General features: G+C 71.1%; 23 protein-coding genes and 1 pseudogene. 7 read left to right on the forward strand and 17 right to left on the reverse strand.

Annotated elements, in window-relative coordinates:
- Positions 1 to 133: 133 nt before the first annotated feature.
- Entirely contained in the window at positions 134 to 643 is a 510-nt protein-coding gene (locus tag ACRDTB_RS27915; RefSeq protein WP_431435059.1) for a metallophosphoesterase family protein, read from the forward strand.
- A 73-nt stretch (positions 644 to 716) separates the two neighbouring features.
- Here the strand turns inward: ACRDTB_RS27915 and ACRDTB_RS27920 are convergent, their stop codons facing one another.
- The 3 genes from ACRDTB_RS27920 to aspS all read right to left on the reverse strand — a co-directional run bounded on the left by ACRDTB_RS27920 (position 717) and on the right by aspS (position 4,763).
- Positions 717 to 1,916 (reverse strand): hypothetical protein, encoded by a 1,200-nt coding sequence (locus tag ACRDTB_RS27920; RefSeq protein ID WP_431435062.1) that lies wholly within the window; start codon positions 1,914 to 1,916, stop codon positions 717 to 719.
- Between the two features lie 120 nt (positions 1,917 to 2,036).
- On the reverse strand, positions 2,037 to 2,978 hold the full coding sequence (locus ACRDTB_RS27925) for a DUF389 domain-containing protein (RefSeq protein ID WP_431435064.1): 942 nt from the start codon (positions 2,976 to 2,978) through the stop codon (positions 2,037 to 2,039).
- Positions 2,979 to 2,981: 3 nt separating this feature from the next.
- Positions 2,982 to 4,763 carry an aspartate--tRNA ligase gene (aspS, locus tag ACRDTB_RS27930; RefSeq protein ID WP_431435065.1) on the reverse strand — a complete coding sequence of 594 codons (1,782 nt, stop codon included), beginning with the start codon at positions 4,761 to 4,763 and terminating at the stop codon, positions 2,982 to 2,984.
- Between the two features lie 220 nt (positions 4,764 to 4,983).
- Between aspS and ACRDTB_RS27935 the strand changes: the two genes are divergently transcribed.
- The gene (locus ACRDTB_RS27935; protein WP_431435067.1) at positions 4,984 to 5,988 is read left to right on the forward strand and encodes a hypothetical protein; all 1,005 of its coding nucleotides are present in this window, start codon (positions 4,984 to 4,986) and stop codon (positions 5,986 to 5,988) included.
- A 116-nt stretch (positions 5,989 to 6,104) separates the two neighbouring features.
- Here the strand turns inward: ACRDTB_RS27935 and ACRDTB_RS27940 are convergent, their stop codons facing one another.
- Complete coding sequence (locus ACRDTB_RS27940; protein ID WP_431435068.1) at positions 6,105 to 8,024, reverse strand: intein-containing Rv2578c family radical SAM protein; 1,920 nt, start codon at positions 8,022 to 8,024, stop codon at positions 6,105 to 6,107.
- A gap of 100 nt (positions 8,025 to 8,124) precedes the next feature.
- On the opposite strand from ACRDTB_RS27940, the gene ACRDTB_RS27945 reads away from it, so the two are divergent.
- Positions 8,125 to 8,487 carry an MmcQ/YjbR family DNA-binding protein gene (locus tag ACRDTB_RS27945; RefSeq protein WP_431435070.1) on the forward strand — a complete coding sequence of 121 codons (363 nt, stop codon included), beginning with the start codon at positions 8,125 to 8,127 and terminating at the stop codon, positions 8,485 to 8,487.
- Here ACRDTB_RS27945 and ACRDTB_RS27950 read toward each other — a convergent pair.
- The 8 genes and pseudogenes from ACRDTB_RS27950 to pqqA all read right to left on the reverse strand — a co-directional run bounded on the left by ACRDTB_RS27950 (position 8,446) and on the right by pqqA (position 14,087).
- Positions 8,446 to 9,429 (reverse strand): FAD-dependent oxidoreductase, encoded by a 984-nt coding sequence (locus ACRDTB_RS27950; RefSeq protein WP_431435072.1) that lies wholly within the window; start codon positions 9,427 to 9,429, stop codon positions 8,446 to 8,448. The genes ACRDTB_RS27945 and ACRDTB_RS27950 overlap by 42 nt on opposite strands.
- Before the next feature lie 55 nt (positions 9,430 to 9,484).
- A complete protein-coding gene (locus ACRDTB_RS27955) occupies positions 9,485 to 10,135 on the reverse strand; it encodes an SRPBCC family protein (RefSeq protein ID WP_431435074.1) in 651 nt (216 codons plus the stop codon).
- 63 nt (positions 10,136 to 10,198) lie between these two features.
- A complete protein-coding gene (gene idi / locus ACRDTB_RS27960) occupies positions 10,199 to 10,774 on the reverse strand; it encodes an isopentenyl-diphosphate Delta-isomerase (protein ID WP_431435076.1) in 576 nt (191 codons plus the stop codon).
- A gap of 62 nt (positions 10,775 to 10,836) precedes the next feature.
- Positions 10,837 to 11,718: a pyrroloquinoline quinone biosynthesis protein PqqB gene (gene pqqB / locus ACRDTB_RS27965; RefSeq protein WP_431435078.1), complete on the reverse strand. Its 882-nt coding sequence runs from the start codon at positions 11,716 to 11,718 to the stop codon at positions 10,837 to 10,839.
- A gap of 215 nt (positions 11,719 to 11,933) precedes the next feature.
- Positions 11,934 to 12,968 (reverse strand): annotated as a pseudogene (pqqE, locus tag ACRDTB_RS27970) (pyrroloquinoline quinone biosynthesis protein PqqE); the annotation flags it as partial.
- Positions 12,959 to 13,216 (reverse strand): pyrroloquinoline quinone biosynthesis peptide chaperone PqqD, encoded by a 258-nt coding sequence (pqqD, locus tag ACRDTB_RS27975; RefSeq protein WP_431435079.1) that lies wholly within the window; start codon positions 13,214 to 13,216, stop codon positions 12,959 to 12,961. The pseudogene pqqE and the gene pqqD, both read right to left, overlap by 10 nt.
- A gap of 3 nt (positions 13,217 to 13,219) precedes the next feature.
- Positions 13,220 to 13,927 carry a pyrroloquinoline-quinone synthase PqqC gene (gene pqqC, locus ACRDTB_RS27980; protein ID WP_431435081.1) on the reverse strand — a complete coding sequence of 236 codons (708 nt, stop codon included), beginning with the start codon at positions 13,925 to 13,927 and terminating at the stop codon, positions 13,220 to 13,222.
- Between the two features lie 64 nt (positions 13,928 to 13,991).
- Positions 13,992 to 14,087, reverse strand: coding sequence for a pyrroloquinoline quinone precursor peptide PqqA (gene pqqA / locus ACRDTB_RS27985; RefSeq protein WP_431435084.1), 96 nt, complete (start codon positions 14,085 to 14,087; stop codon positions 13,992 to 13,994).
- 162 nt (positions 14,088 to 14,249) lie between these two features.
- Here pqqA and ACRDTB_RS27990 point away from each other — a divergent pair, with 162 nt between their 5' ends.
- The gene (locus ACRDTB_RS27990) at positions 14,250 to 15,563 is read left to right on the forward strand and encodes a YibE/F family protein (protein ID WP_431435085.1); all 1,314 of its coding nucleotides are present in this window, start codon (positions 14,250 to 14,252) and stop codon (positions 15,561 to 15,563) included.
- Here the strand turns inward: ACRDTB_RS27990 and ACRDTB_RS27995 are convergent.
- The 4 genes from ACRDTB_RS27995 to ACRDTB_RS28010 all read right to left on the reverse strand — a co-directional run bounded on the left by ACRDTB_RS27995 (position 15,535) and on the right by ACRDTB_RS28010 (position 18,428).
- Positions 15,535 to 16,176, reverse strand: coding sequence for a hypothetical protein (locus ACRDTB_RS27995; protein WP_431435087.1), 642 nt, complete (start codon positions 16,174 to 16,176; stop codon positions 15,535 to 15,537). The genes ACRDTB_RS27990 and ACRDTB_RS27995 overlap by 29 nt on opposite strands.
- A gap of 1 nt (position 16,177) precedes the next feature.
- Positions 16,178 to 16,876: an MBL fold metallo-hydrolase gene (locus ACRDTB_RS28000; RefSeq protein ID WP_431435089.1), complete on the reverse strand. Its 699-nt coding sequence runs from the start codon at positions 16,874 to 16,876 to the stop codon at positions 16,178 to 16,180.
- A gap of 36 nt (positions 16,877 to 16,912) precedes the next feature.
- Complete coding sequence (locus tag ACRDTB_RS28005; protein ID WP_431435091.1) at positions 16,913 to 17,677, reverse strand: GGDEF domain-containing protein; 765 nt, start codon at positions 17,675 to 17,677, stop codon at positions 16,913 to 16,915.
- A gap of 175 nt (positions 17,678 to 17,852) precedes the next feature.
- Positions 17,853 to 18,428 carry a TIGR00730 family Rossman fold protein gene (locus tag ACRDTB_RS28010; protein WP_431435093.1) on the reverse strand — a complete coding sequence of 192 codons (576 nt, stop codon included), beginning with the start codon at positions 18,426 to 18,428 and terminating at the stop codon, positions 17,853 to 17,855.
- A gap of 67 nt (positions 18,429 to 18,495) precedes the next feature.
- On the opposite strand from ACRDTB_RS28010, the gene ACRDTB_RS28015 reads away from it, so the two are divergent.
- Positions 18,496 to 19,449 carry a nucleoside hydrolase gene (locus tag ACRDTB_RS28015; RefSeq protein ID WP_431435095.1) on the forward strand — a complete coding sequence of 318 codons (954 nt, stop codon included), beginning with the start codon at positions 18,496 to 18,498 and terminating at the stop codon, positions 19,447 to 19,449.
- Positions 19,450 to 19,452: 3 nt separating this feature from the next.
- On the opposite strand, the gene ACRDTB_RS28020 is transcribed toward ACRDTB_RS28015, so the two are convergent.
- Positions 19,453 to 21,687 (reverse strand): tetratricopeptide repeat protein, encoded by a 2,235-nt coding sequence (locus ACRDTB_RS28020; protein ID WP_431435097.1) that lies wholly within the window; start codon positions 21,685 to 21,687, stop codon positions 19,453 to 19,455.
- 212 nt (positions 21,688 to 21,899) lie between these two features.
- On the opposite strand from ACRDTB_RS28020, the gene ACRDTB_RS28025 reads away from it, so the two are divergent.
- Both ACRDTB_RS28025 and ACRDTB_RS28030 read left to right on the forward strand, forming a co-directional pair.
- Positions 21,900 to 22,742: a peptidylprolyl isomerase gene (locus ACRDTB_RS28025; RefSeq protein WP_431435099.1), complete on the forward strand. Its 843-nt coding sequence runs from the start codon at positions 21,900 to 21,902 to the stop codon at positions 22,740 to 22,742.
- 172 nt (positions 22,743 to 22,914) lie between these two features.
- A partial coding sequence (locus ACRDTB_RS28030; RefSeq protein ID WP_431435100.1) for a DUF6597 domain-containing transcriptional factor occupies positions 22,915 to 23,222 on the forward strand: 308 nt, incomplete at its 3' end.

Here is a 23,222-nt window from a genome sequence, read left to right on the forward strand (position 1 = left end):
AGCACGCGCATCTCAATCACCAGCCAGGGTGCCCCGAAGAGCCGGACGGCCACTCCTCAGGAGCCACCAAGGGCAAGACCCGATCAGCCACACCCGGCCCTCCCGGGCCACCTAACAACTTACGGAGGTCCCGATGGGCGAATGGGTGGCCGGGCAGCTGCGACCCGACCACGTCGACCTGCTCGAGTCGTTGCCGGCGACGCTCACCCTCGACGTACCCGGCTTCGGCGAGGTGCTGTTCTGCCATGCCACACCGCGCGACGACGAGGAGATGGTGTTCGTCGACAGCGACCTGCCGCGCTGGGCCGAAGTGCTCGCCGATGTGCCGAACTCGGTCCGCACCGTCGTCTGCGGACACACGCACATGCCGTTCGCACGGCTCGTCGACCGGCGCATGATCGTCAACGCCGGCAGCGTCGGCATGCCCTACGGCACCACGGGGGCACAGTGGGCGCTGCTCGCGAACGGCACGGTTCAGTTGCGCCGCACCGAGTTCGACCGCGAGGCCGCGGCGGCCGACATCGAGGCCGGCTCCACGTTCCCCGACATCACGGAGTGGACAGACTTCTTCGTGCGCAATCCCCCTTCCGACAGCGAAGCACTGACCACGTTCAAGGAGCAGGTGCGGAACAAGGCGACCTGATCATCACGCGCACCCGGCGTTCGTCGAATCCCATGCGCCGCACGCTAGCCGCGGGCACCGACAATTTCGGACGTCAGCGGAACGCGGGGTACAGCGGCAGTGGATCATCGCGGTCGAACCGCACGCGCAGCGCCTCGCACACTCGGGCCGAGTGCACGGCGACCTCGTGGACGCCCGCCGCGTTGGCGGCCTCGGCGAGCCGCCGCCACCGTTCGATCAGCACCAGTGTGTCGGGCGGCGTGTCGGCCAGGCTCGACGAGTGGGACTGCGCCGCGTCGGGCCGGCTGAAGAACTGCCAGGTGGTGAGCCACACCCAGAAGAGCTGCGCGTCGAGCAGGCGCGGCAGCAGCACCGACTCGTCATCCAGGTCGGGCCAGACCACCCGCACCTCGGCGCGCCAGCCGGCGAGCATCGCGTCGGTCATCCCGGCCGGCAACGCGAACGGGCACCAGCACGAGGGAAACGGCACCCGCAGGTAGGCGGCGTCGAAGATCGCGTTCCGCACGCAGCCGCCCTCGAAGTCGAGGAACCGCACTCCCCTGCTGGTGATCAGGTTGTTGTCCGGGCACGAGTCCGACGGGCTGAACGCGCGGTGCCGGCCGGTCTCCATCAGCGAGCGGCTGCTCGCCGCATGCTCGACGGCCTCCGGCGGGGTCGGCACGCCGAGCTCCACCTCGAGCAGCGCGGGAAGCTCGGCCAGTGCGGTCCCGCCGTCGACCGTCAGCGGATCCTTGAGCTCGGGCGGGGTCAGCCGGCGCTCCAGCGCGTCGAAGTCCGCCTCCCGCCCCGCGGTCGTCGCGTGCAGCCGGCCCAGCGAGCGCGACCACGACAGCAGCGCGCGCTCGGCGCCCCGCGCATCGTCACCGAGCAGCTTGTCGGCGAGCGTCGGCGCACCGCCGAGGTCCTCGAGCACCACGAGCCGGCTGTCCGGACTGTGGGCGAAGAGCTCGGGGCACATCCGGTCCTCGGACGCGAGCGCGGTGAAGAGCTGGTAGCTCGCGGCCTCGCGGACGAAGCTGTCGCAGGGCCGGTGCGGCGGCTCGAGGTACCGCTTGAGCACGAGCGTGCGCGGAAGTGAGAAGGGACTGGTCGCCACCCTGACCCGCAACACCACCGACCGCTCGCTGCCGCCGAGGTTCTCGGGTTCGGACAGCTCGATCTTCGCGCCGAATCGCCGACTGAGCACAGACTCCGCCGCCACTACGGTCGCCAACACCTCGGGGTCCGCTTCCCCACCTACAGCCGGTGGGTCAGCGGCGGTTTCCACACTCATCTCCTCAGACCCTACTCCCGCTCGTACCACTGACCGTAGTCGTGTCCATCGATCAAGTAGCCAGCGATTCGGGGACAAATAACGAGAACAGGTTCATGTCGGGCTCGTTGCGAACGCGACTCAACCGGTGGACAACGGCCTGCCGACATCTCGGGTCGTCCACGTCTCCCGGCGCAGGATCAGTACCAGGGTCGCGGCAAGGACGAGGCCCACCAGGTTGACCGCCAGCTGCCCCACCGAACCGACGAAGCGCCCCCAGTCGCCGAGGATCGCCGCGACGCTCGCGTATCCGGCGGCGGGCACGGTGGTGACCGAGATGAACACGCCGACGAGCGCCGCCGACTTGGCCGACGTCATCGACAACATCCCGGCGGCGCCCGCGAGCAGCGCGACGATCAACGACCACGGCCCGACGTCGTAGACGAAGTCCACCTGGTGGTCGCCGAGCAGGGCGTTCGCGTCGAACAGACCCGCGGCGTTGCCGGCGGCCGTGCCGAGCGCGGTGATCAGCATCGCCACCGGGAAGCCCACCACGAGCACACCCGCCGCGCGGCGCACCAGGTCCCAACGCCGCCGCACCAGCCCGACCGCGATCGCGGCGAGCGGGCCGAACTCCGGGCCGACGACCATGGCGCCGACGATCGTGACCGGCGAGTCGGTGATCACGCCGACCGCCGCGAGCAGGCACGCGATCGCGAGGAAGGCAAAGAACGTGACGTTGAGCCGGGACTCCTCGCCGGTCCGGGCGAGCAGTTCCTCCCACACCACGGCGTCCGCCGCGTCACCGGGTGCGTCGGCCTCGGCCCGGACCGCGGCGTCGGACAGGACCGTGTCGATCTGTTCGAGCGTGATGCCGCCGGAGTGGTCGACACCGAGCTCGCACAGTGCGGAGATCACCTCGTCGGCGGCCTCGCGCGCGATGTCCGCCTCGACGAGGTCACCCGCCGGCACCACGGCGGCGCCATGCACCCGGATGAGGTGTGCGGCGCCCGGGTGCTCGCTGAGCAGGCCGACGACGTCGTCGGTGATCGCCTGCGGGCAGATCACCCGGAGGTGCAGCACGGGCTATTCCCTGCTGGGCGCCGGTTTCGAATCAACGCCGGCCTCCTTGCGCTGCGCCGCCGTGATCGGTGCCGGTGCGTTGGTCAGCGGGTCGAACCCACCGCCGGTCTTCGGGAACGCGATCACGTCCCGCAGCGACGGCTCGCCGGCGAGGAGCATCACGATGCGGTCCCAGCCCAACGCGATGCCGCCGTGCGGGGGCGGGCCGTACTTGAACGCCTCCAGCAGGAAGCCGAACTTCTCCTCGGCGTCCTCGGCGGAGATGCCCATCACCTCGAACACCCGCTTCTGCACGTCGGCCCGGTGGATACGGATGGACCCGCCGCCGATCTCGTTGCCGTTGCAGACGATGTCGTAGGCGTAGGCGAGCGCGTGTGCCGGGTCCTGCTCGAACCGGTCGATCCAGTCCGGGTTGGGCGAGGTGAACGCGTGGTGCACGGCCGTCCACCGGCCGGCCCCCACCGCGACGTCGCCGTGGCTGCGCGCGGCCTCGGCCTCCTCGAACAGTGGGGCGTCGACGACCCAGACGAACGACCACGCCGACTCGTCGATCATGCCGAGCCGGCGGCCGATCTCCAGCCTCGCGGCGCCGAGCAGCGCCCGCGCCTCCGACGGAGTGTTCGCCGCGAAGAACACGCAGTCCCCGGGCTGGGCACCGGTGGCCTTGGCGAGTCCCTCGCGTTCGGACTCGGACAGGTTCTTCGCGACAGGTCCGCCGAGGGTGCCGTCCTCGCCGATCAGCACGTAGGCCAGGCCCTTGGCGCCGCGCTGCTTGGCCCACTCCTGCCACGCGTCCAGCTGGCGGCGCGGCTGGTCGGCACCGCCGGGCATGACGACCGAGCCGACGTAGGGCGCCTGGAACACGCGGAACGGCGTGTCGGCGAAGTACTCGGTCAGCTCGGTCAGCTCGAGGTCGAACCGCAGGTCTGGCTTGTCGGTGCCGAAGCGGGACATCGCCTCGGCGTAGGTCATCCGCTGGATCGGCAGCCGGATCTCGTGGCCGGCGAGCTCGCGCCACAGCGCGGCGATGACCCGCTCGCCGAGGGCGATCACGTCGTCCTGCTCGGCGAAGCTCATCTCGATGTCGAGCTGGGTGAACTCCGGCTGGCGGTCGGCGCGGAAGTCCTCGTCCCGGTAGCAGCGGGCGATCTGGTAGTACCGCTCGAGGCCGCCGACCATGAGCAGCTGCTTGAACAGCTGTGGCGACTGCGGCAGCGCGTACCAGGAGCCGGGCTGCAGCCGGGCGGGCACGAGGAAGTCGCGCGCGCCCTCGGGGGTGGAGCGGGTCAGTGTCGGGGTCTCGACCTCGACGAAGTTCTCCTCGTGCAGCACTGCGCGGGCGATCCGGTTGGCCTCGCTGCGCATCCGCATGGCGCGGGCCGGGCCCGACCGGCGGAGGTCGAGGTAGCGGTGGCGCAGGCGCACGTCTTCGCCGACCGTCAGGTGCTCGTCGAGCTGGAAGGGCAGCGGGGCCGCCTCGCTCAACACGTCCAGCTCGGTGACGAGCACCTCGACCTCGCCAGTGGCGATCTCGGGGTTCTCGTTGCCCTCCGGCCGCCGGGACACCTCGCCGACGACGCGGACGCAGAACTCGGCGCGCAGCTGGTGTGCGCGCTCGGCCATCTCGCCCTCGCGGAACACGACCTGTGCGACACCGGACGCATCACGAAGGTCGACGAAGATGACACCACCGTGATCTCGCCGGCGCGCGACCCAACCGCTGAGCGTGACGGTCTGTCCGGCGTGTTCGGCGCGAAGCGTCCCGGCCTCGTGCGTGCGGATCACGGCGTGCTCTCTCTCCTGTCGGAAAATGAAATGAACGACAGCAGGCTAGCCAACACCGGGGCTGTTCCGTCCAGCAGGTTTGCGGGGATACCATCACCGTATGCAATAGATCGATCACTCGCGGATTTAACGCGATGTCTACCACGCCACCGCGTCAACCCGTAGGGTGTCGGTTACCAGGTGGTAGGAATCGCTGGGGGGCGAACGCAGGGAGACCACGATGGGGAGCGGCGCGACCCGGGAACCGGTTCGAGAACTGCACCGAGCGACCAATGGTGACGTTCGACGTGCCCTGTCCTCTCATCCCGCCGACAACCTGGCCGCCGACGCGTTCCCCACTGCCCTCCGCCAGGCCATCCAGGCGAGCGGGCTCTCGCTCGACCGGATCCAGTACCGGCTGCGGGCGCGCGGCGTGTCGGTGAGCGTGACGGCGCTCAGCTACTGGCAGTCCGGCCGGCGTCGGCCGGAGCGCGCCGAGTCGCTGGCCGCCCTCGGGCACCTGGAGTCCGTGCTCGGCGTCGCGCCGGGTTCGTTGATCGCGTTGCTCGGACCGCCGCGGCCGCGGGGCCGGGTGCAGCGCGAGTCGTCCCGGCTGCCCATCGAGGCGTTATGGCCCGAGCGCGAGCCCGTGTCGAAGCTGCTGAAGCGGATCGACTTCACCACCGAGACGGCCTTGACCAAGCTGAGTCAGCACGACCGCATGGATGTCGCCGTCGACCGCGGCGAGAAGCGCATCGCCGTACGCCAGGTCGTCCGCGCCGAGCGGGACGGCGTCGACCGAACCGTCATGGTCTACGACCTCGAGCGGATCGGCCGGCCGTTCCCCGAGATCACCGCGCTCCAGTCGTGCCGGATCGGCCGCGTCGCCCGCGACGAGGCGGCGGGCCTGATCGCCGCGGAAATCATCCTGGACTCCCCCTTGGCCCGCGGGGACACGGCGATCGTCGACTACGCGCTGAACCATCCCGGGCCGCCGTTCTCCCGCGGAGACGACAGCTATTGCCGCAAGTTCACCACCCCCGTTCGTGAGTTCGTACTGGAGCTACGCTTCGACCCGCGTGCGTTGCCCGCGTACTGCGAGCTCTACACCGTCGACCCGGACGAGCAGACCACCACGCGCCGCAAGGTCGAGGTCAACGCCGCCGGCGAAGCACACGCGGTGGCGCTGGACTTCGGGCCCGGCACGTTCTGTGTGCGCTGGGACTGGCCCCACGACCGAACCTGACCGTCCCTGGCTCACGCGACGTGCCGGCTTCTGGCCATGGAACAACGTTGCGTGCCAGGTACGTTCCGCGTGCGCTGGCCTTGTGGTGGGCCGCGTTCCTCCGTGCGCTTGGATGGTCAGAGGAGTTCCAGCTGCTCCTGGTGGACCGCGGTCGCCTGTTCCGGGATCGAGACCAGGCTGCCTTCGGGCCAGGTCGGCTCCGTTCGGCGCTCACGGGACTCCTTGGGTGCCAGGCCATGGCGGCGTAACAGGGGGCCCACCCGGCGGCCGAGCCAGCGGCGGTAGCGGATGTCGGCGTTGGCGCCGCGGGCATAGATCTGGCGATAGCTCGGAACCAGCTCAGGATGCTCGCTCGCCAGCCACGTGGCGAACCACTCGCGTGCACCGGGACGCAGGTGTAGCGGCAGCACCGTGGCGCCAGTGGCTCCGGTGTCGGCGATGGCCGCGAACAGGGATTCCAGTTGCTCGACGGAATCGGTCAGGCCCGGGAGGACCGGCGCGACGAACACACCGCACGGCAAGCCCGCCTCGGTGATCTTGCGAACCAGCTCCAGCCGAGCCTGCGGGCTCGCGGTACCCGGCTCGAGGCTGCGTTGCAGCTCCCGGTCCGCGAGTGCGATCGACACGCCGAGACCGACCGGCACGTCCTTGCTGACCTCCGCCAGCAGCGGCAGGTCGCGCGAGAGCACCGTGCCCTTCGTGAGGATGTTGAACGGCGTGCCGCTGTCGGCCAGCGCGCGGATGATCCCGGGCATCAGGGCATACCGACCCTCGGCCCGCTGGTAGGGGTCCGTGTTGGTGCCCATCGCCACGTGTTCGTGGGTCCAGCGCGGCGAGCGCAGCTGGGCGGTGAGCACCTCGACGGCGTTGACCTTGACGATCACCTGGGTGTCGAAGTCGTGGCCGGCGTCCAGGTCGAGGTAGGTGTGCGAGTTGCGGGCGAAGCAGTTGTGGCTCACCACGCCGTTCGCGATGAAGTCGCCGGTGCCCGTCGTGATGTCGAACAGCGGCAGCTCCAGCCCGAGCGGTTCGACGGTCTCGACGCCGAGCCGCGCGGCGGCACGTACCGCGACACCGGTCAGCTCGCCGGCGCCGGTACGAGCCGGCTCGACGGCGTGCAGGAACCGCAGGTGCTCGGACAAGCCGCCGGTGAGCCGGATCCGCTGCACGCCGCTGCGCCGGCCGAGGTCGTCGAGCGCGAACCGGAAGTCCAGTCGCAGCAACGCATCGCTGATCATCCCGACGTTCGCCCGGCTCGTACGCGCGACCCGCAGGTGGCCACGGCCGAACTCACCTTCCACATCGAACACCGCGGCGAGGTAGCCCCGGTGCCACTCCTCGCTCGGCACAAGGGGTACCTCGATCGGCAGGCTGATCGGCTCGTCGCCGGTGAGGTACTCCCGGGCACGCTCGAGCACCCTGCGGTCGGCCGGCTCACCGGACCCGCTCGCGATCCCGGAGAGGTACCCGCAGCGGTAGTCGAGAAGCCCCTTCGGCGCCGCCGCGAACCCGCCGGTGCCCACCAGCTTGTCGCCCGCGGTGAGGACCGTCCGGCGCCTCGCCTCGCACTCCGCCACGTGCCGCCAGCCGCGGTCGGTGAGGAACCGGTGGTCGCCGCTCGTGATCAGCTGGGTTCCGTCGGCGAGAGTGAGCCGGTACGCCGGCTTGACCGTGGACCAGTGCGCGAGAACGCGAGTCGTCACGTACCGGCGGCGGTTGCCGCGGCGTTCGGTGCCGTAGATCCGGTCGCCGACCTCGAGCTCGCCGAGCGGCCGGGTGCGGCCGTCGGCCATCAGGATCGGCGTGTCGCCCGCGAGGCAGTACCGGCAGGCGTGACTACACCCGCGGTACGGGTTGATCGTCCAGCGGAACGGCATCGGCGACTGGCCGGGCACCTTGTTCAGCACCGATCTGGCGTGCACCTCGTGGAACACCATGCCGGCGAACTCGGGTGTTCGAACGCTGCGAACCAGGCCTGGCAGGCCAGGTAGGGTTTGCTGTTGTTGCTGGTCGACACGTTGGCTTTCCCATCGCACGATCGCTAGTCGAACACACGTTCGATGACGTGTCAATCGAGATCACTCAGCCGAGCGACGACTCCACGAATTGTCAGACTCCGGGTCTAGCGTGCCTGGCATGACGACCACCCCGCCCCGTCGACGAGTGACCGACATCGTCGCCAAACTGCCCGAGGCGACGTGTACCGGCGACCGCCACCTCTGCCTCGCCGTGCGCGGGAAGACGTTCGGCTACTTCCTCGACGACCACCACGGCGACGGCATCGTCGGCGTGGCGCTGAAGGCCGCCGCCGGTGAGCAGGAGGCCCTGGTGCGGTCGGATCCCCAGCGCTACTACGTGCCCGCCTACCTCGGGCACCGGGGCTGGGTCGGGATGCGGCTGGACGTGGGCGAGATCGACTGGTCCGAGGTACGCGAGCTGCTCACCGACGCGTACCGATTACAGGCGCCCCGCCGACTCGTCGCGCAGTTGGAGGGCTAGCGTCGCGACCTCACGGGCGCAGCCCCACGACAGGCTGACGCCGTTGCCGCCGTGCCCGTAGTTGTGCACCACGTGGGCGTCGCCGAGCCGCTCGACCTCCACCCGCACGGCCGACCGCACCGGGCGTATGCCCGTCTCGATGTCGATGACCTCGGCGTCGTGCAGCCGTGGCTCGACCGCGCGGACCCGGCTCAGGATCCGCTCGGTGAGATCCGGGTCGGGCGTGCGGTCCGTGCGGCCGGCGATCCTGACGCCGCCGCAGACCACGCGGGTGGGGTGCGGGAAGAAGCTGGTCCACTCGTCGGTCATGGCCAGCTCCATGAACAACACGTCGAGCCCGGGGTTGGACAGGATGACGTGCTGGCCGAACACCGGCTCCAACTCGGCGTCGTCGACGAGGTCGCGCGAGCCGAGGCCGGTGCAGTTGATCACCACGGGCGCGGCACCGGCGGCCTCGTCGAGCGACCGGACGGTCCGTTCCTCGAGCTCGACACCGAGCTCGGTCAGCCGGCCGGCGAGGTGGTCGAGGTAGCGGGGCATGTCGACCAGCGGCATGGTGGCGCGGGACCCGCCGCCGAAGCCCGGCGGCACCTCGTCCACGCCGGCCGGCCTCAGGTCGGGGATGGAGCGGGCCTGCGGCGGGATCTCCGCGGTGGACGCGGGCCCGCCGACGGTCAACGCCGGCGCCATCCGCACACCGGTGGCCGGATCGCGGGCGAGCGCGACGAAGTCCTCGAGAGATCGGTTGGTCCAGCTCATGGTCTTGGCCATGGGCTCCAGAAAGGAGGGACCCCACAAGGCGCCCGCGACGACCGAGGTGGTCGAGTGCGGCGGTTCGGCCGACCACACCTGGACCGCCCAGCCCGCCTCGGCCAGGCAGGCGGCGGTGGTCAGCCCGCTCACCCCGGCGCCGACCACCACCGCCTGCTCTGCTCGCGTCACCACGCCACGATAACGCCGGCAGGCCAACGGGAGGTGGGCACGGAAGGGAGGGGCATCAGGAACCGGGCGACGGCTCGGGCGGGGCGGTGTAGGCGGCCGTCGTTCGGTCCGCGGCGGCTCGGGCCGCGGCCTCGTCGTCGCCGGCGGCGACTGTCGCCTCGTACCAGCGTTCGCTGCTCAGGGCGACGAACTCGCGGTACTCGTCGGTGGCCTGCCAGGCCGTCACGGCCTCGAGGTCCATCGGCGGTGCGCCGGTCAGATGCCGGGCCAGGCCGTACAAGCCCAGGTCCCAGCCGATGCCGACCGCTCCGGGGCCGAACTCCGCCCAGCGCTCGTCGTCGACGTGGGCGACGTGGTCCAGCTCGAGCCTGGCCTTGCCGCCCGGCTCCGGCAGGATCCGCACATCGATCCAGCTGACCTCGCCGCCGTACTCCCACGTCGCGGAGAAGCTCTTGGGCGGGTCGCACTGCTCGATGGTGCCCTCGGCGTTGCCCTCGAGCTGGTAGCGGCCGCCGAGCCGCAGCTCGCCCGAGACGGGTAGGAACCAGCGGACGATGCGGGTCGGGTTGGTGCACGCATCCCAGAGGTCGTCCGGCTCCGTGTCGTATGCCTGGCTGACCATCACGACCCGCGCCTCGCCCGCCTCGAGCACTCGTGAGCCGACCTGCCTGCGCACGGCGTTGACCTGGTGGGCAACCTCGACCATCTCTGAACTCCCCTCATCGACAGGAGAGCAAGCTATCAACGAGAACTTATATAAGTCAACTCTTCAAAAACAGGCGGCCTGCGGCAGGTCCCCCGGCTCGGCGGCCGTCCAGGCGAGCGGGTCGGGACCCAGCGCCGCGAGCTGGTCCACCTGCTCCCGACACCACGGCGAGACGGCCAACTCCCCGCCCCTCACCATGCTCACGAACAGCGGCCATGACACCCACCCCGACTCGTCAACCTCGGCGGGCGCCGGCCGCGGCTCGGTGTCGGCGACCGCGCGGAACACCGGGCACAGCTCGTTCTCCACGACCCCGTTCGGCATCACCGCGCGGTACCGGAACCGCGGCAGCAGCAGGTCGACCGATGACACGGCCAGATCCAGCTCGTCTCGCAGCCGCCGCGTCACCGCGCTCGCGAACGGCTCCCCGGGGGCCGGGTGCCCGCAGCAGGAGTTGGTGACCACTCCCGGCCACGTCCTCTTCGCCCGCGCCCGCCGCGTCACCAGCAATGCGCCGGCCGGGTCGAACACGTAGCACGAGAACGCCAGGTGCAGCGGGGTGTCCCGGTCGTGCACCGTCGCCTTGTCCGCGGTGCCGATCCCCCGCCCTCGCTCGTCGAGCAGGACCACCTGTTCCATCGCGCCTCCTCACGCGGCGACAACCGAGGAGACCAGCATGCCCGGCCCCGCCCGGCGGCGCCTCATAGGTCCATTGACGTCCCGTCCAGCGGGACCTCGACGCCGGCGTCACGCACCGCGCGGTACTCCGGCGAGTCGTGGTCGAGCAGCGGGTTCGTGTTGTTCAGATGCGTGTACATCCACCGCGTCCCGGACGCCGCATGCTCCCGGATCCGCCTCAGGCTCCCGTCCGGCCCCTCGATCGGCACATGCCCCATCGCCCGCTGCGCGGCGGAGCTCGTGCCGGTCCCGGCCATCTCGCCAGCGGCGAAGAACGTCCCGTCCAGCAGCACGCAGCTCGCCCCGTCGACGAACTCGTCGAAGCACGCGGGCCAGGTGGCCAGGCACGGCGCGTACACCAGCGAGCCGCCCGTCACCGGGTCGGCGAGCCGGTACGCGACGACCCATGGTCCGTCTACTGTGGAGTCACGGGCGTACTTGGGACGCTTGTCGCTCACCGCGAGGACGGACACGTCGAGTACCGGGAAGGCGGTGGCGGGCTGCCATCGCCAGTCGCCATAGTGCGCCACCAGGTCCCGGATCGGGAACCGTGAGCCCAGCGCGTGCAGCACGGCCGGCGGGGCCCACACCGACAGGCCACGCAGCTCCCGCAACGACATGAGGCCGAGCGTGTGGTCGAGCTCGGCGTCGGTCAGCAACGCCCCGCGCAGCGGCGTGTCCCGCGGGCCCGGCCCCGGCGCGAGCGGCGGCGCGTCGAGCACCTGCGCGCGGATGTCCGGCGAGGCGTTGACGAGGTACCAGTCCGTCCCTTGTGGACTGACGGCGAGGCAGTCCTGGGTTCGCGCGGGTACCGAGGGGGAACCCGCGACGGCGCACATCGCGCAGGCGCAGTTCCACTGCGGGAAGCCGCCCCCGGCCGCGGTGCCGAGCAGCCGGACCTTCACCGCCCGACCGCCGGCCCACGCATGACGAACGGCGGCGCATCTCCGGAACTCCCGGCAGACCCAGCGACCCCGGCGGACCCCGCGGACCCCGCGGCCCCGGCGGACCCGGCGGACCCGGCAGATCCGGCGGCCCCGGCGGACCCGACAGATCCGGCGGGCCCGACGGAAGCGGCGGACCCGACGGAAGCGGCAGAGGCGGCAGAGGCGGCAGAGGCGGCCAGGATGCCGTCCACCACACCGCGATCCGGCGACAACGAGCACACCGGGTCCGTGGCCGCGGCGTCACCGGTGAGCAGGAACGCCTGGCACCGGCAGCCGCCGAAGTCCACCGACCGGCGGTCGCAGCCGCGACACGGCTCGCGCATCCAGTCCTCGCCGCGGAACGCGTTGAACGACGCCGACGAGTACCAGATCTCGGCCAGCGGCCGACGGGTGACGTTCTCCACCGGCAGCGTCGTGATCACCGACGCGGCCGGGCACGGCAGCACGTCCCCGTTGGGCGCCACGGTCAGCTGCCGCGCGCCCCATCCGTACATGCACGGCTTCGGGTACCGCTCGTGGTAGTCGGCCACCACGTAGACGATCTGCATTCGCCCGCGCAGCCGCTCCGTGGCCGCGCGCACGACCGGCTCCGCGGCGGCGAGCTGGGCCGGCGTGGGCATCAGCGCGGCCCGGTTGCGCAGCGCCCAGCCGTAGTACTGGGTGTTCGCGAGCTCGAGCCGGTCCGCGCCCATCCGCTCGGCCAGCTCGATGAGCTCGCCCACCTGGTCGTGGTTCGCCCGGTGCAGCACCACGTTCACGCTCAGCGGCAGCCCGGCCGCGCGCACCGCGGCGGCCGCGGTGATCTTGCGGTCGTGGGCCTTCGCGCCGGCGATCAGGTCGGCCCGGGCGGCGTCCGCACCCTGCACGGACAGCTGCACGTGGGCGAGTCCCAGGTCGGCCAACTCGGACAGCCGGGCCGCGGTGAGGCCCAGCCCGCTCGTCACCAGGTTCACGTAGCAGCCCAGGTCCGAGGCGTGGCCGACCAGGGCTGGCAGGTCGGGCCGCAGCAGCGGCTCGCCGCCGGACATGTGTACCTGCAGCACCCCCAGCTCGCGCGCCGCGTCCAGGGCGGACAGCCACTGCTGCGTCGACAGCTCGTCGCGCCTGGCCGCCAGCTCCACGGGGTTCGAGCAGTACGGGCAGTGCAACGGGCACCGGTGGGTCAGCTCGGCCAGCAGGCCCAGCGGCGGCTCGGCGGTCACACCCATTCGACGACCCTCCGCTCCTCGAGCCGGTCGAGCACGTTCACCACGTCCACCGCGCGCACCCCACGGAACCGGGTGCCGAGCCGCGACGCGATCTCCCGGACGGTGGTCGATCCGTCGCACAACTCCAGCACTGCGGCCGCGGTCACGTTGGGCACCAGCACGCCTTCGGGGAACAGCAGCACGTGCGTGTCCCTGGTCCGGTCGAACGTGAGCCGAACGCCGCGGCGCAGGCGAGGCATCCCGGGCATGGCCTACTCCTTCGCGACGGCACGCTCGATGGCGTCCAACATGGACCACAGCACGTCGCACTTGAACGACAGCGCGGCGATCGCCCGGTCCTGCTCCGCCCGGGTCACGCAGTACCGCACCACGATGTCCACAGTGGACTTGCCTTCGCCGGAGACGGCGTCGATCCGGTTCGTGAAGTACGCGAGGTCCGCCGGCCTGATCCAGTCGTAGGCGGCGAGCAGGTCGCCGACCCGGCGCCGCATGAGGTGGCCGGAGAACAACTCGGTGAGCCCGGACGCGACCGCCTCCACCCACGGCCTGGTACGCGCGAACGTCACGTACGCGTCGACGGCGAACCGGACACCGGGCACGACGTACCGCTCGTCCAGCACCTCCTCGCGGGTCAGACCGACCGCCTCGCACAGCCGCAGCCAGCGCTCCCGGCCACTCTCGCCGCCACGGTCGGTCGAGCCGTCGTGGTACACGATCCGGTCGAGCCAGACCCGGCGCACCGCCGGCACCGGGCAGTTGGCGATGATCGCCGCGTCCTTGCGCGGCAGCACGCTCTGGTAGTACCACCGGTTCGCCGCCCACACCCGCAGCTCGTGCTCGGATAGCTCGCCGGCGTGCATGCGGTGGTGGAACGGGTGCGTTCCCCAGTACCGGTGCGAAAGTCCGCGCAGGGCGGCGACGAACTCCTCGCCGCCGAGCGCGGAGGTCGGATCGGACACGCTGGCACCTCCGGGGTACGGACGGCGGGCGGAGCCGGCCCCGCCCGCCGAGCGGACGTGACGGTCAGTCCATCCGCGCCGCGTAGGCCGTGACCTCCATGGGCGTCTCGTACTCGACGAAGTCCGGGGCGGTCCAGACCTCAAGCTCGGTGGCGTTCATCTGTCCTCCTTTGAGGGTTCGGCACCATTCCCCCGCGTTTTCGAGGGTATCCACGGGATCGCGCGGATTCTCGGGCCTCGGTCGCGGGCGGCTCAAGGATGTCCACAGAGGACTGGAGGCCGCGACGCGGGCGTTGTCGCGGCCTCCTGGGACACTGCAACGGTGCACGACCGCCACACCGAACCGATCCCCCGGGTGACCGACAGGCGCCGGGACGCGAGGGATGCGGACGAACCGGACGAGCCGCCCGCGAGAGTCGGGCACCACCACGATCACGCACCCCCGCCGCCGGCCTCCAGCCGGGTACGCACGCTGCTGGCCGTGCTGCTGGTGCCGTTCGCACTCGCCGCGGTGGTCGGCACGGTCCTGCTGTTCCCGTTCGGCGACCAGGCCGACACGAACAAGCCCGCCGGCACGCCGGTGCACGGCGTGGTCACCGCCGCGCAGGCCGGCTCGTGCAGCGGCCAGGTCCAGGTCGGCGACCAGCCCGGTGCCGAGGACTGCCTCGTGGTTCGGGTCCGGATGACCGACGGCGACGCACCGGGCCAGGAGATCCGCACGATCCTGCCGCTCGAGCCGAGCACACCGCGGTTCGCGGTCGACGACGAGGTCGTGCTGGCCTACGGCGGCGGCAACCCGACCGACGGCGGGTCCTACCAGCTCGTCGACTTCCAGCGCGAGATCCCGCTGGCGCTGCTGGCCGGGCTCTTCGCCGTCGTCGTGCTGCTGCTCGGCCGCTGGCAGGGACTCAAGGCGCTCGCCGCGCTCGGGCTGAGCTTCGCCGTGCTCGCGCTGTTCGTGCTACCGGCCATCATCGCGGGCGAGAACCCGCTGCTGGTCGGGATCTTCGGCGCCGGGCTGATCATGTTCGCGGTTCTGTACCTCACCCACGGCCTCACCGCGCGCACGTCGACCGCGGTACTCGGCACGATGGTGAGCCTGGCGCTGATCGGCGTGCTCGGCGCGCTGTGGGCCGCGTTCGCGAAGCTGACCGGCCTCGACGACGACACCTCGACCCTGGTCGGGCTGCTCAACACCCCCATCGACACCCGCGGGCTGCTGCTCGCGGGGGTCGTGATCGGCGCGCTCGGTGTGCTCGACGACGTCACGGTGACCCAGACCAGCGCGGTGTGGGAGCTGCGTGCCGCGAACCCGGCGCTGACCAGGCTCGAGCTCTACACCTCGGCGCTGCGCATCGGCCGCGACCACGTGGCCTCGGCGGTGAACACGCTGGTGATGGCCTACGCCGGTGCCGCGCTGCCGCTGCTGCTGTACTCGTCGATCGCCGGCGTCGGGCTGGGCAACATCCTCACCTCACAGGTGATCGCGCAGGAGATCGTCCGCACGCTGGTCGGCAGCATCGGCCTCATCGCGGCGGTGCCGATCACCACTTTCCTCGCGGCGACCGTGGCGGCGACCGAGCCCGCGCCGGTACGGCGCAAGCCGGTCAGTCGAGGCTCGCGACGAACCGCGTGATCGCCTCCGGCTTGAGCCGCTGCGCGAGCCGGCCGGTCGGCGCGAGCGAGGCCAGCCGGTACAGCGGCCGGTCGGCGGCGGCCTCGCCCTTGGCCTCCGCACGCAGCTGCGCGACCAGGAGCTGGGAGAACACGAGACCGGCGGTGTTCTCGCTGCCGGCCAGGATGTCCGCGAGGCGACGCAGCACGAGGATGCCGAGCTCGCGGCCGCCGGTACCGGAGTAGACCGCGAGCGACAGGTTGATCGTCTTGCCGCCACCGCCGACGAGCAGCCCGATGGTGCGGGTGCCCCGGATGTCGGTGACCAGCAGCTCGATCGTGTCCGCGTGCCGCAGGTCGACGCTCTTGCTGCCGAGCGCCTTGGCCACCACGCGGTCGCCCTCGAGCCAGAGCGTGCGCCGGCCGGACACCCACGACAGCAGCGTCAGGACGACCACGACCACGGCCGCGGTGACCAGCGCCGCGGTCTCGCCGGCGAGCAGGCCGACGAGCCCGCCGATCGCCGCGCCGAACACCAGCGCGACGCCGGCCGCGACACAGCCGCGGCGGCGCGCGCTGCTGTGCTCGGCGATGGTGAGCGGGACACGCTCGGGGACGCCGTTCGGTTCGGTCACCTCACAGACCCCTGCCCGGACCGGCGGCGCTCGGGTCGTCCAGCCCGAGGAGGAACGGGTTCGACGCGCGCTCCCGACCGATCGTCGTGCTCGGCCCGTGCCCGGGGAGCACGACCGTCTCGTCGGGCAGTGGCAGCAACTTCGTCCGCAGCGTGGTGTTCATCGTGCGCATGTCGCCGCCGGGCAGGTCGGTACGGCCGATGGACCCGGCGAACAACGTGTCACCGGCGAACAGCACCCGGCCGCCCTCGTCGAGCTCGCCGCGAAACACCACCGAGCCGCGCGTGTGCCCGGGCGTGTGGTCCACGGTCAGCGACAGCCCGGCCAGGTCCAGCGTCGTGCCGTCGGCCAGCTCGCGCACCTCCGCCGGCTCGCGCATCTCCAGCCTGCCGCCGAAGAAGTCCGCGCCGCCGAGGCTGATGCCCTGCAACGGATCGGTGAGCATCCCGCGGTCCTCCGGGTGGATCCACGCCGGGATGTCGTTGCCGTCGCAGACCGGCGCCACCGCGAATACGTGGTCGAAGTGGCCGTGCGTGAGCAGGGCCGCCACCGGGGACAGCCGGTGCTTGCGCACCGCCTCGGTGATCGGCTCGGCCGCGTCCTGGCCGGGGTCGACGATCACGCACGCCTCGCCCGCGGCGGGCGCGACGAGATAGCAGTTGGCCTGGAACACACCGGTGGGGAAACCGACAACGAGCACGTGCCGAAACGTACACGCCGCCGATCCTCCGGGCCGTCAGACGGAACGAAGCCGGCGGAAACGCGACCAGGAGACCAGCCGCCGGTCGGCCCGAACCTGGTTGTCCTGCTGCTCGCCCGTGACGTCCACGTTCGCCACGCAGATCCGGTCCCGGCCGTGCCGCTTGGCCGCCCGAAGCGACACGTCGGCGTCGAGCATCAGGTCCTCGAGGTCCAGCTCGGCGAGGTCCCGCAGGCAGTACGTGGCCACGCCGATCGACGCGGTCTGGCCCTCGATGGTGGCCGACAGGTCGCGGGTGACCTTCGCGGTGACCGACATGTTCCTGATGTCGGCGCGGATGCGCTCGGCGACTCCCAGCGCGTCCGGGAGGTCGACATCGGGCAGCAGCACCAGGAACTCGTCGCCCGCCGAGCCCCCGTACCGGCAGGCCAGGTCGGCGGTGCGGGTGGACCGGCGGATGACGTCGGCGACGCCGCGCAGGATGGCATCGCCGGCGAGGTGCCCGTAGTTGTCGTTGACGTCCTTGAAGCGATCGAGATCGATCATGATCAGCGCGATGGGCAGGCCCTGCCCCCGCGCGCGGGCGATCTCCGCCGCCGCCACCTCGTCCCAGCGCCAACGTTCGATCAGGCCGGTCGGCCGGTCCTCCAGCACCTGGCCGCACGAGTCGCAACGGCGGTGGGTGGGCACGGACTGCAACGGTCGGTCACCGGATCTCGGCGCGACGATGTCAGGTTGGTCGGACTTCGGTTCGGCGTCCCCGATCGCCGTTCCTCGTCCGGATCCCGCTTCCGCGGTCATCGACTGTCTCCCCTGCGGCGCTCAACCTGTGAGTTCACGGCCGGCCCCCGGCGAATGACGCCCTCACCGGCCGTATACAGCTCACTATCGGGAGTCACAGAAGGGCTGAACAGTGTTGAGGTGTTGACGGTTTGAGGAAACACCGAATGGAGGAGTCACCGCACGCTGTCAACAATCACGCACCGTGGCTGGATGACCACTTTTCGCGTGGGGCGCGATGGTCGGCATAACGATCGAGAACGCGACCGACGTCCGTGTCGACGATGAGCATGTCCCGATACTCGCGCGAGAGGAAGCCCTGTCCCGTCATGTGGTCGAGGAACCGCAGCATGGGCTGGTAGTAGCCGTCGACGTCGAGCAGCGCGATCGGCTTGTCGTGCAGGCCGAGCAGCGCCCAGGTGAACACCTCGAACAGCTCCTCGAGCGTGCCGGCGCCGCCCGGCAGCACGAGGAACGCGTCGGCGAACTCGGCCATCGTGGCCTTGCGTTCGTGCAGGCCGGCCACCACGCGCAGGTCGGTCAGCCCGGGATGCGCGATCTCCCGATCGACGAGACTCTGCGGTATCACCCCGGTCACGCGGCCGCCGGCCGCGAGCGCCGCGTCCGCCACGACGCCCATCGTGCCCACGCTCGAGCCGCCGTAGACGAGCCCGATCCCGCGCTCCGCCAGGGCGCGTCCTACGTGCCCGGCCGCGGCCAGGTACCCCGGGCCGGTGCCGGTGGATGATCCGCAGAAAACACATACCTGCATACACGTGATCACATCACAGCACCCCGGGCTTTGATTGCTACCGGGTTGTCTGGTTGAGTGCCACAGCGTGCAACTCATTCTCGACACCGATCCGGGGGTGGACGACGCTCTCGCGATCATGTATCTCGCGGCCCAGGAGGACGCCGAGATCGTCGCCGTCGGCAGCGTTCACGGCAACGTGGCCGCTTCCGTCGGGGCGCTCAACGCACTCCGGGTGCTCGAGCTCGTCGGGCTCACCCCGCCGGTGACCGTGGGCGCGGCGCGGCCGTTGGCCCAGCCGCTGAGGACCGCGGAGTTCGTACACGGCGAGGACGGTCTCGGCGGCCACGCCGGCCCGCTGCCGAAGGGCACCACGGCGCCCGGCTCGGCCGCCGAGCAGATCGTGCGGCTGGCCCGGACCCATCCCGGCGAGCTGACCCTCCTCGCGCTCGGGCCGCTGACGAACGTCGCACTCGCGGCACTGCTCGAGCCCGACTTACCGAGCCTGCTCCGGTCGGTCGTCGTCATGGGTGGCGCGGTCACCGTTCCCGGAAACATCACCCCGTACGCGGACGCGAATTTCTACCACGATCCCGAGGCCGCCGACCTGGTGCTCGGCGCCGGTTTTCCGGAATTGACACTCGTCGCCCTGGACGCCACCGAACAGGCCCGGGTCGACACCGACTGGCTCGCCGCGCTGGCGGAGGTCCGCGGCCCTCGCGCCGATTTCGCCAACAAACTTCTGGACCACTATGGACAGTTCTACTCGAATATGTTCGGCGAGCATTCCTGCACGCTGCACGACCCGCTCGCGGCGGCCATCGCGCTGGACCAGAAATTGGCCACCTACCGCCAGATGCCGCTCGGTGTGGAGTTGACGGGAACGCATACGCGTGGCCAGGTCGTGTCGGACCTGCGGACAATTTCGAGCGACGCCTACATTTCCACGAACACCGGCGCCGGACGCGTTCCGGTGAAGGTCGCGGAATCCGTCGACGTGGCGACATTCCGGGACCTCATGTTCAAATCCCTGAAAGGCTGACGCTCAGGCGTTCTTCTCCAGCAGCTCGCGCACGTCCGCCGCGCGCGGATCGCCGAGCTCGTCGAAAATCGAGAACGCCTCGCGCAGCGACTCGGTGGCCAGTTCCGCCTGGCCGCTGTCGAAGAGGACGAGACCGCGCTTGTGCAGCGTCTCCCCGACGCCCCACCGGTCGCCGAGCTCGCGCCGGGTCTCCAGCGCCCGCTGGAAGCAGTCGAGCGCATCGGCCTGGCGGGCGAGCTCGGAATACGTCTCGCCGAGCTTGACGAGCGTGTAGCACTCGCCGTATCGGTCCTCGATGTCGCGGAACAGCGCCAAGGCCTGCTCGAGCGCGTCGACCGCCCGGTCGTAGTCGGACAGGCAGCGGTAGGCGTCCCCGACGTTGGCGAGCGCGATGCCCTCGCCGTGCCGGTCGCCGACCACGCGGAAGATGTCCAGCGCCTCACCGAAGTGCAGTGCGGCGGCGTCGAAGCGGCTCTGGTCGAAGCCGATGTAGCCGATGCCGGTGAGGCTCCACGCCTGCCCGACCCGGTCGCCCAGCTCGATGCGCAGGGCGCGCGCCTGCATGAAGCACTCCTTCGCCTCACCGGTCCGGCGCAGCTCGCGGTAGGCGATGGCCAGGTTGTTGAGCACCCACGCCTCGCCGTAGCGGTCACCCGCCCGGCGCGCGCCGATGACGCCGATCTCGTGCGAGGCCACCCACGACGTCCAGCGCTTGCGCAGGTGCAGGTAGTTGAACGAGCCGGCCGGCAGCTTCCACCCCGCGACGTTCTCGCCGATCTCGACCGCGGTGCGGGTGGCCGAGGCGATGTTGGACATCTCGAACTCGCACCACCGCAACGCCGAGTCGTAGTCGAACTCGGCGACGTCGACGGCGAACCCGGACCGCTCCAGCACCGGGTCCTGCCGCTGCGGGGCGAGCGCGTGGTTGGCCGCGTAGGTGTTGCGCAGATACCAGTCGACCATCCGGCGCAGCGCGAGCATTCGCTCCGCTTCGGGCTCCTCCGCCACCGCCTGCTCGGCCGCGTACACCCGCAGCAGGTCGTGCATCCGGTACCGGTCGTTGCCCAGCCCCTCGATCAGGTGGACGCCGGCGAGCCGGTCGAGCAGCCGGCGCGCGCGGACCATCGGCTGGTCACCCAGCGCGGCGGCGGCACCGGTGCGGATGTGCGAGCCGGAGTGCAGGCCGATCATCCGGAACATGCGGGCGGCGTCGACGGACAGGTCGCGGTAGGACCAGGAGAAGACGGTCTTGACGGCCACCGAGTCGTCGGTGGCGAGCGCCTCCAGCCGCTGCTCCTCGGTGGCCAGCTCCTCGACGAGCAGGCTCACCGAGTGGTGCGGGTGCGTGGCCACGCGCTCGGCGGCGATGCGCAGTGCCAGCGGCAGGTGACCGCAGCGACTGGCGAGCGCGCGCACCGCGTCCGGCTCGGCGATGGCCCGGTCCTTGCCGATGACCTTGCACAGCAAGGTGGTCGACTCCTCCTCGGCCATCGGGCCGAGCGTGATCCGCTGGTCGCCCTGGACGGTCAGGCCGCCGAGGCGCTTGCGGCTGGTGACCACGACGCCGCACCCGGACGACGCGGGCAGCAACGGCTCCAGCTGCGAGGAGTCTGCCGCGTTGTCCAGCACGACCAGGACCCGCCGGTCGGCGAGCACCGAGCGGTACAGCTTCGCGCGTGCCTCCAGCCCGGCCGGGATGACGTCGAGCTGCACGCCGAGCGCGGTGAGGAACTCCTCCAGCACCTCGTCGACGACGCGGGGCTGGCCGTCCGGGGAGTAGCCGCGCAGGTCGACGTAGAGCTGGCCGTCGGAGTACTGGTCGGCGACCGTGTGCGCGACCCGCAGCGCGAGCGCGGTCTTGCCGGCGCCGGGCGGGCCGTCGATGGCGACCAGCTGCGGCGTGCCGGGTTCGCCCTCGTAGGACAGGATCCCCGCGAGCGCGTACAGCTCGGCCTCCCGGCCGACGAAGGTGGCGGCGGCGGCCGGGAGCTGGGCCAGCCGAACGGGACCGCCGGACGAGGCGGCCAGTGCGATGAGCTGTCCGTCGGCCTCGAGGACCTGGTCGCACTTGCGGGCCAGCTCGGCGGACGGCGGCGCGCCGTGCTTGATCTTGGACAGCCAGCTCGGGGTGTATCCGATCAGGTCGGAAAGGCGACGCCAGGACAGACCGCGCTTGCGCAGCAGCCGCTCCAGCTCGTCGGCGAACGGCGACGTCCCGTCGTCCCGCCTGTCGTGCATGTGTCCACCTTGTCAGTCCGCGCCGCCGGACACCAGTCAACTTGTTGCCACGCCCAGTATCCAGTCTCCCACTACCGGTGTGCACCGGTAACACCGCCCACGGATGCGATTCTGGCAATCGCCTGAGATTTTGTGGACCTCCACACGGTTCTTACCGGGGGTACCCATAGACTGCCGGCCGGCATGGACGTCGGAGGTCAGGAGGGTGCCCGGTGCCGAGCAACGAGCAGCGTCGGCAGGCAGCCAAGCGCAAGCTGGAGCGCCAACTCGCCCGCCGGGCGGAACGTGTCAAGAAGCGCCGGATCTGGGGTGTCACGCTGACCGTCGTCGTCGTGGTGGCGGTCGTCGGTCTGGTGTTCTGGCTGTCCAACCTGGGTCCCGACGACTCGACCGCCGACGCCGACTCGAGCGACACCGAGCAGGCCGCCAAGACCACCGAAGGGCCGTGCGCCTACGAGGAGAGTGCCGGCGAGGAGCCCGCCAAGGACGTCGGGCTGCCCGAGGACCCGGCCGAGACGCCCAAGGAGGGCACCGTCCAGCTCGACCTCAAGACCAACCAGGGCGACATCGGGCTGACGCTGGACCGGGCCAAGGCACCGTGCACCGTGCAGAGCATCGAGCACCTGGCCAAGGAGAAGTTCTTCGACGCCACCAAGTGCCACCGGCTGGTCAGCTCCGCCGGCCTCAAGGTGCTCCAGTGCGGTGACCCGAAGGGCGACGGCACCGGCGGGCCGGGCTACACGATCCCCGACGAGCTGCCGAAGGACCTCGCCGACGCACCGGCCGCCCAGACCGGCGGCCAGCCGCTGAAGGTGTACAAGCGCGGCATGCTGGCGATGGCCAATGCCGGGCCGAACACCGGCGGCAGCCAGTTCTTCCTCGTCTACGGCGATTCGACACTGCCGCCGAACTACACGGTGTTCGGCGAGGTCAGCGAGGCGGGCTTGAAGGTCCTCGACAAGGTCGCCAAGGGCGGCATCACACCCGGCAACAGTCCCGAGGACGGCGCGCCGAAGCTCGCGGTGAACATCGAGTCCGCCACCGTCGCGGACTGACAGTCGCGGACTGACATCTGGCCGCCGGGTCAGGCGGCTCCCATCGGACCGCCGCCGGACGAGGAGGTCACCGCGTCGCGGGGTGCCCGCGACCGGCGGTTCGCCGGAGGTCGGGTCGCCCACGCGTCCGGTCGGCCGAGTTTTGTCGGTGCCCACTGCCACAATCCCGGCCGTGGATCGTTATCGGGAGCGCCTCGCCCCCGCCGGAGCGCGCGAGCTGGTCACGCGCGCGTGGTCCCGGCGGGTGGCCGCCGCGGCCGGCACACACCGGATCGTGCCGGACGCCTGCGCGGACGTCATCTGGCACCGGGAGAGCGGCCGGCTGTTCGTGGCCGGGCCGGACACTCGGGCGCACCTGACGCCGACGCAGCCGGGCGAGCTCGTCGGCGTCCGCTTCCGCTCCGGGCGCGCGCCGGCCGCGCTGGGCGTGCCGGCACACGCGCTGCGCGACTCGCGGGTCGACCTCGCCGAGCTATGGCC

Source organism: Actinophytocola sp. (assembly GCF_050699935.1).
Classification (GTDB): Bacteria; Actinomycetota; Actinomycetes; order Mycobacteriales; family Pseudonocardiaceae; genus Actinophytocola.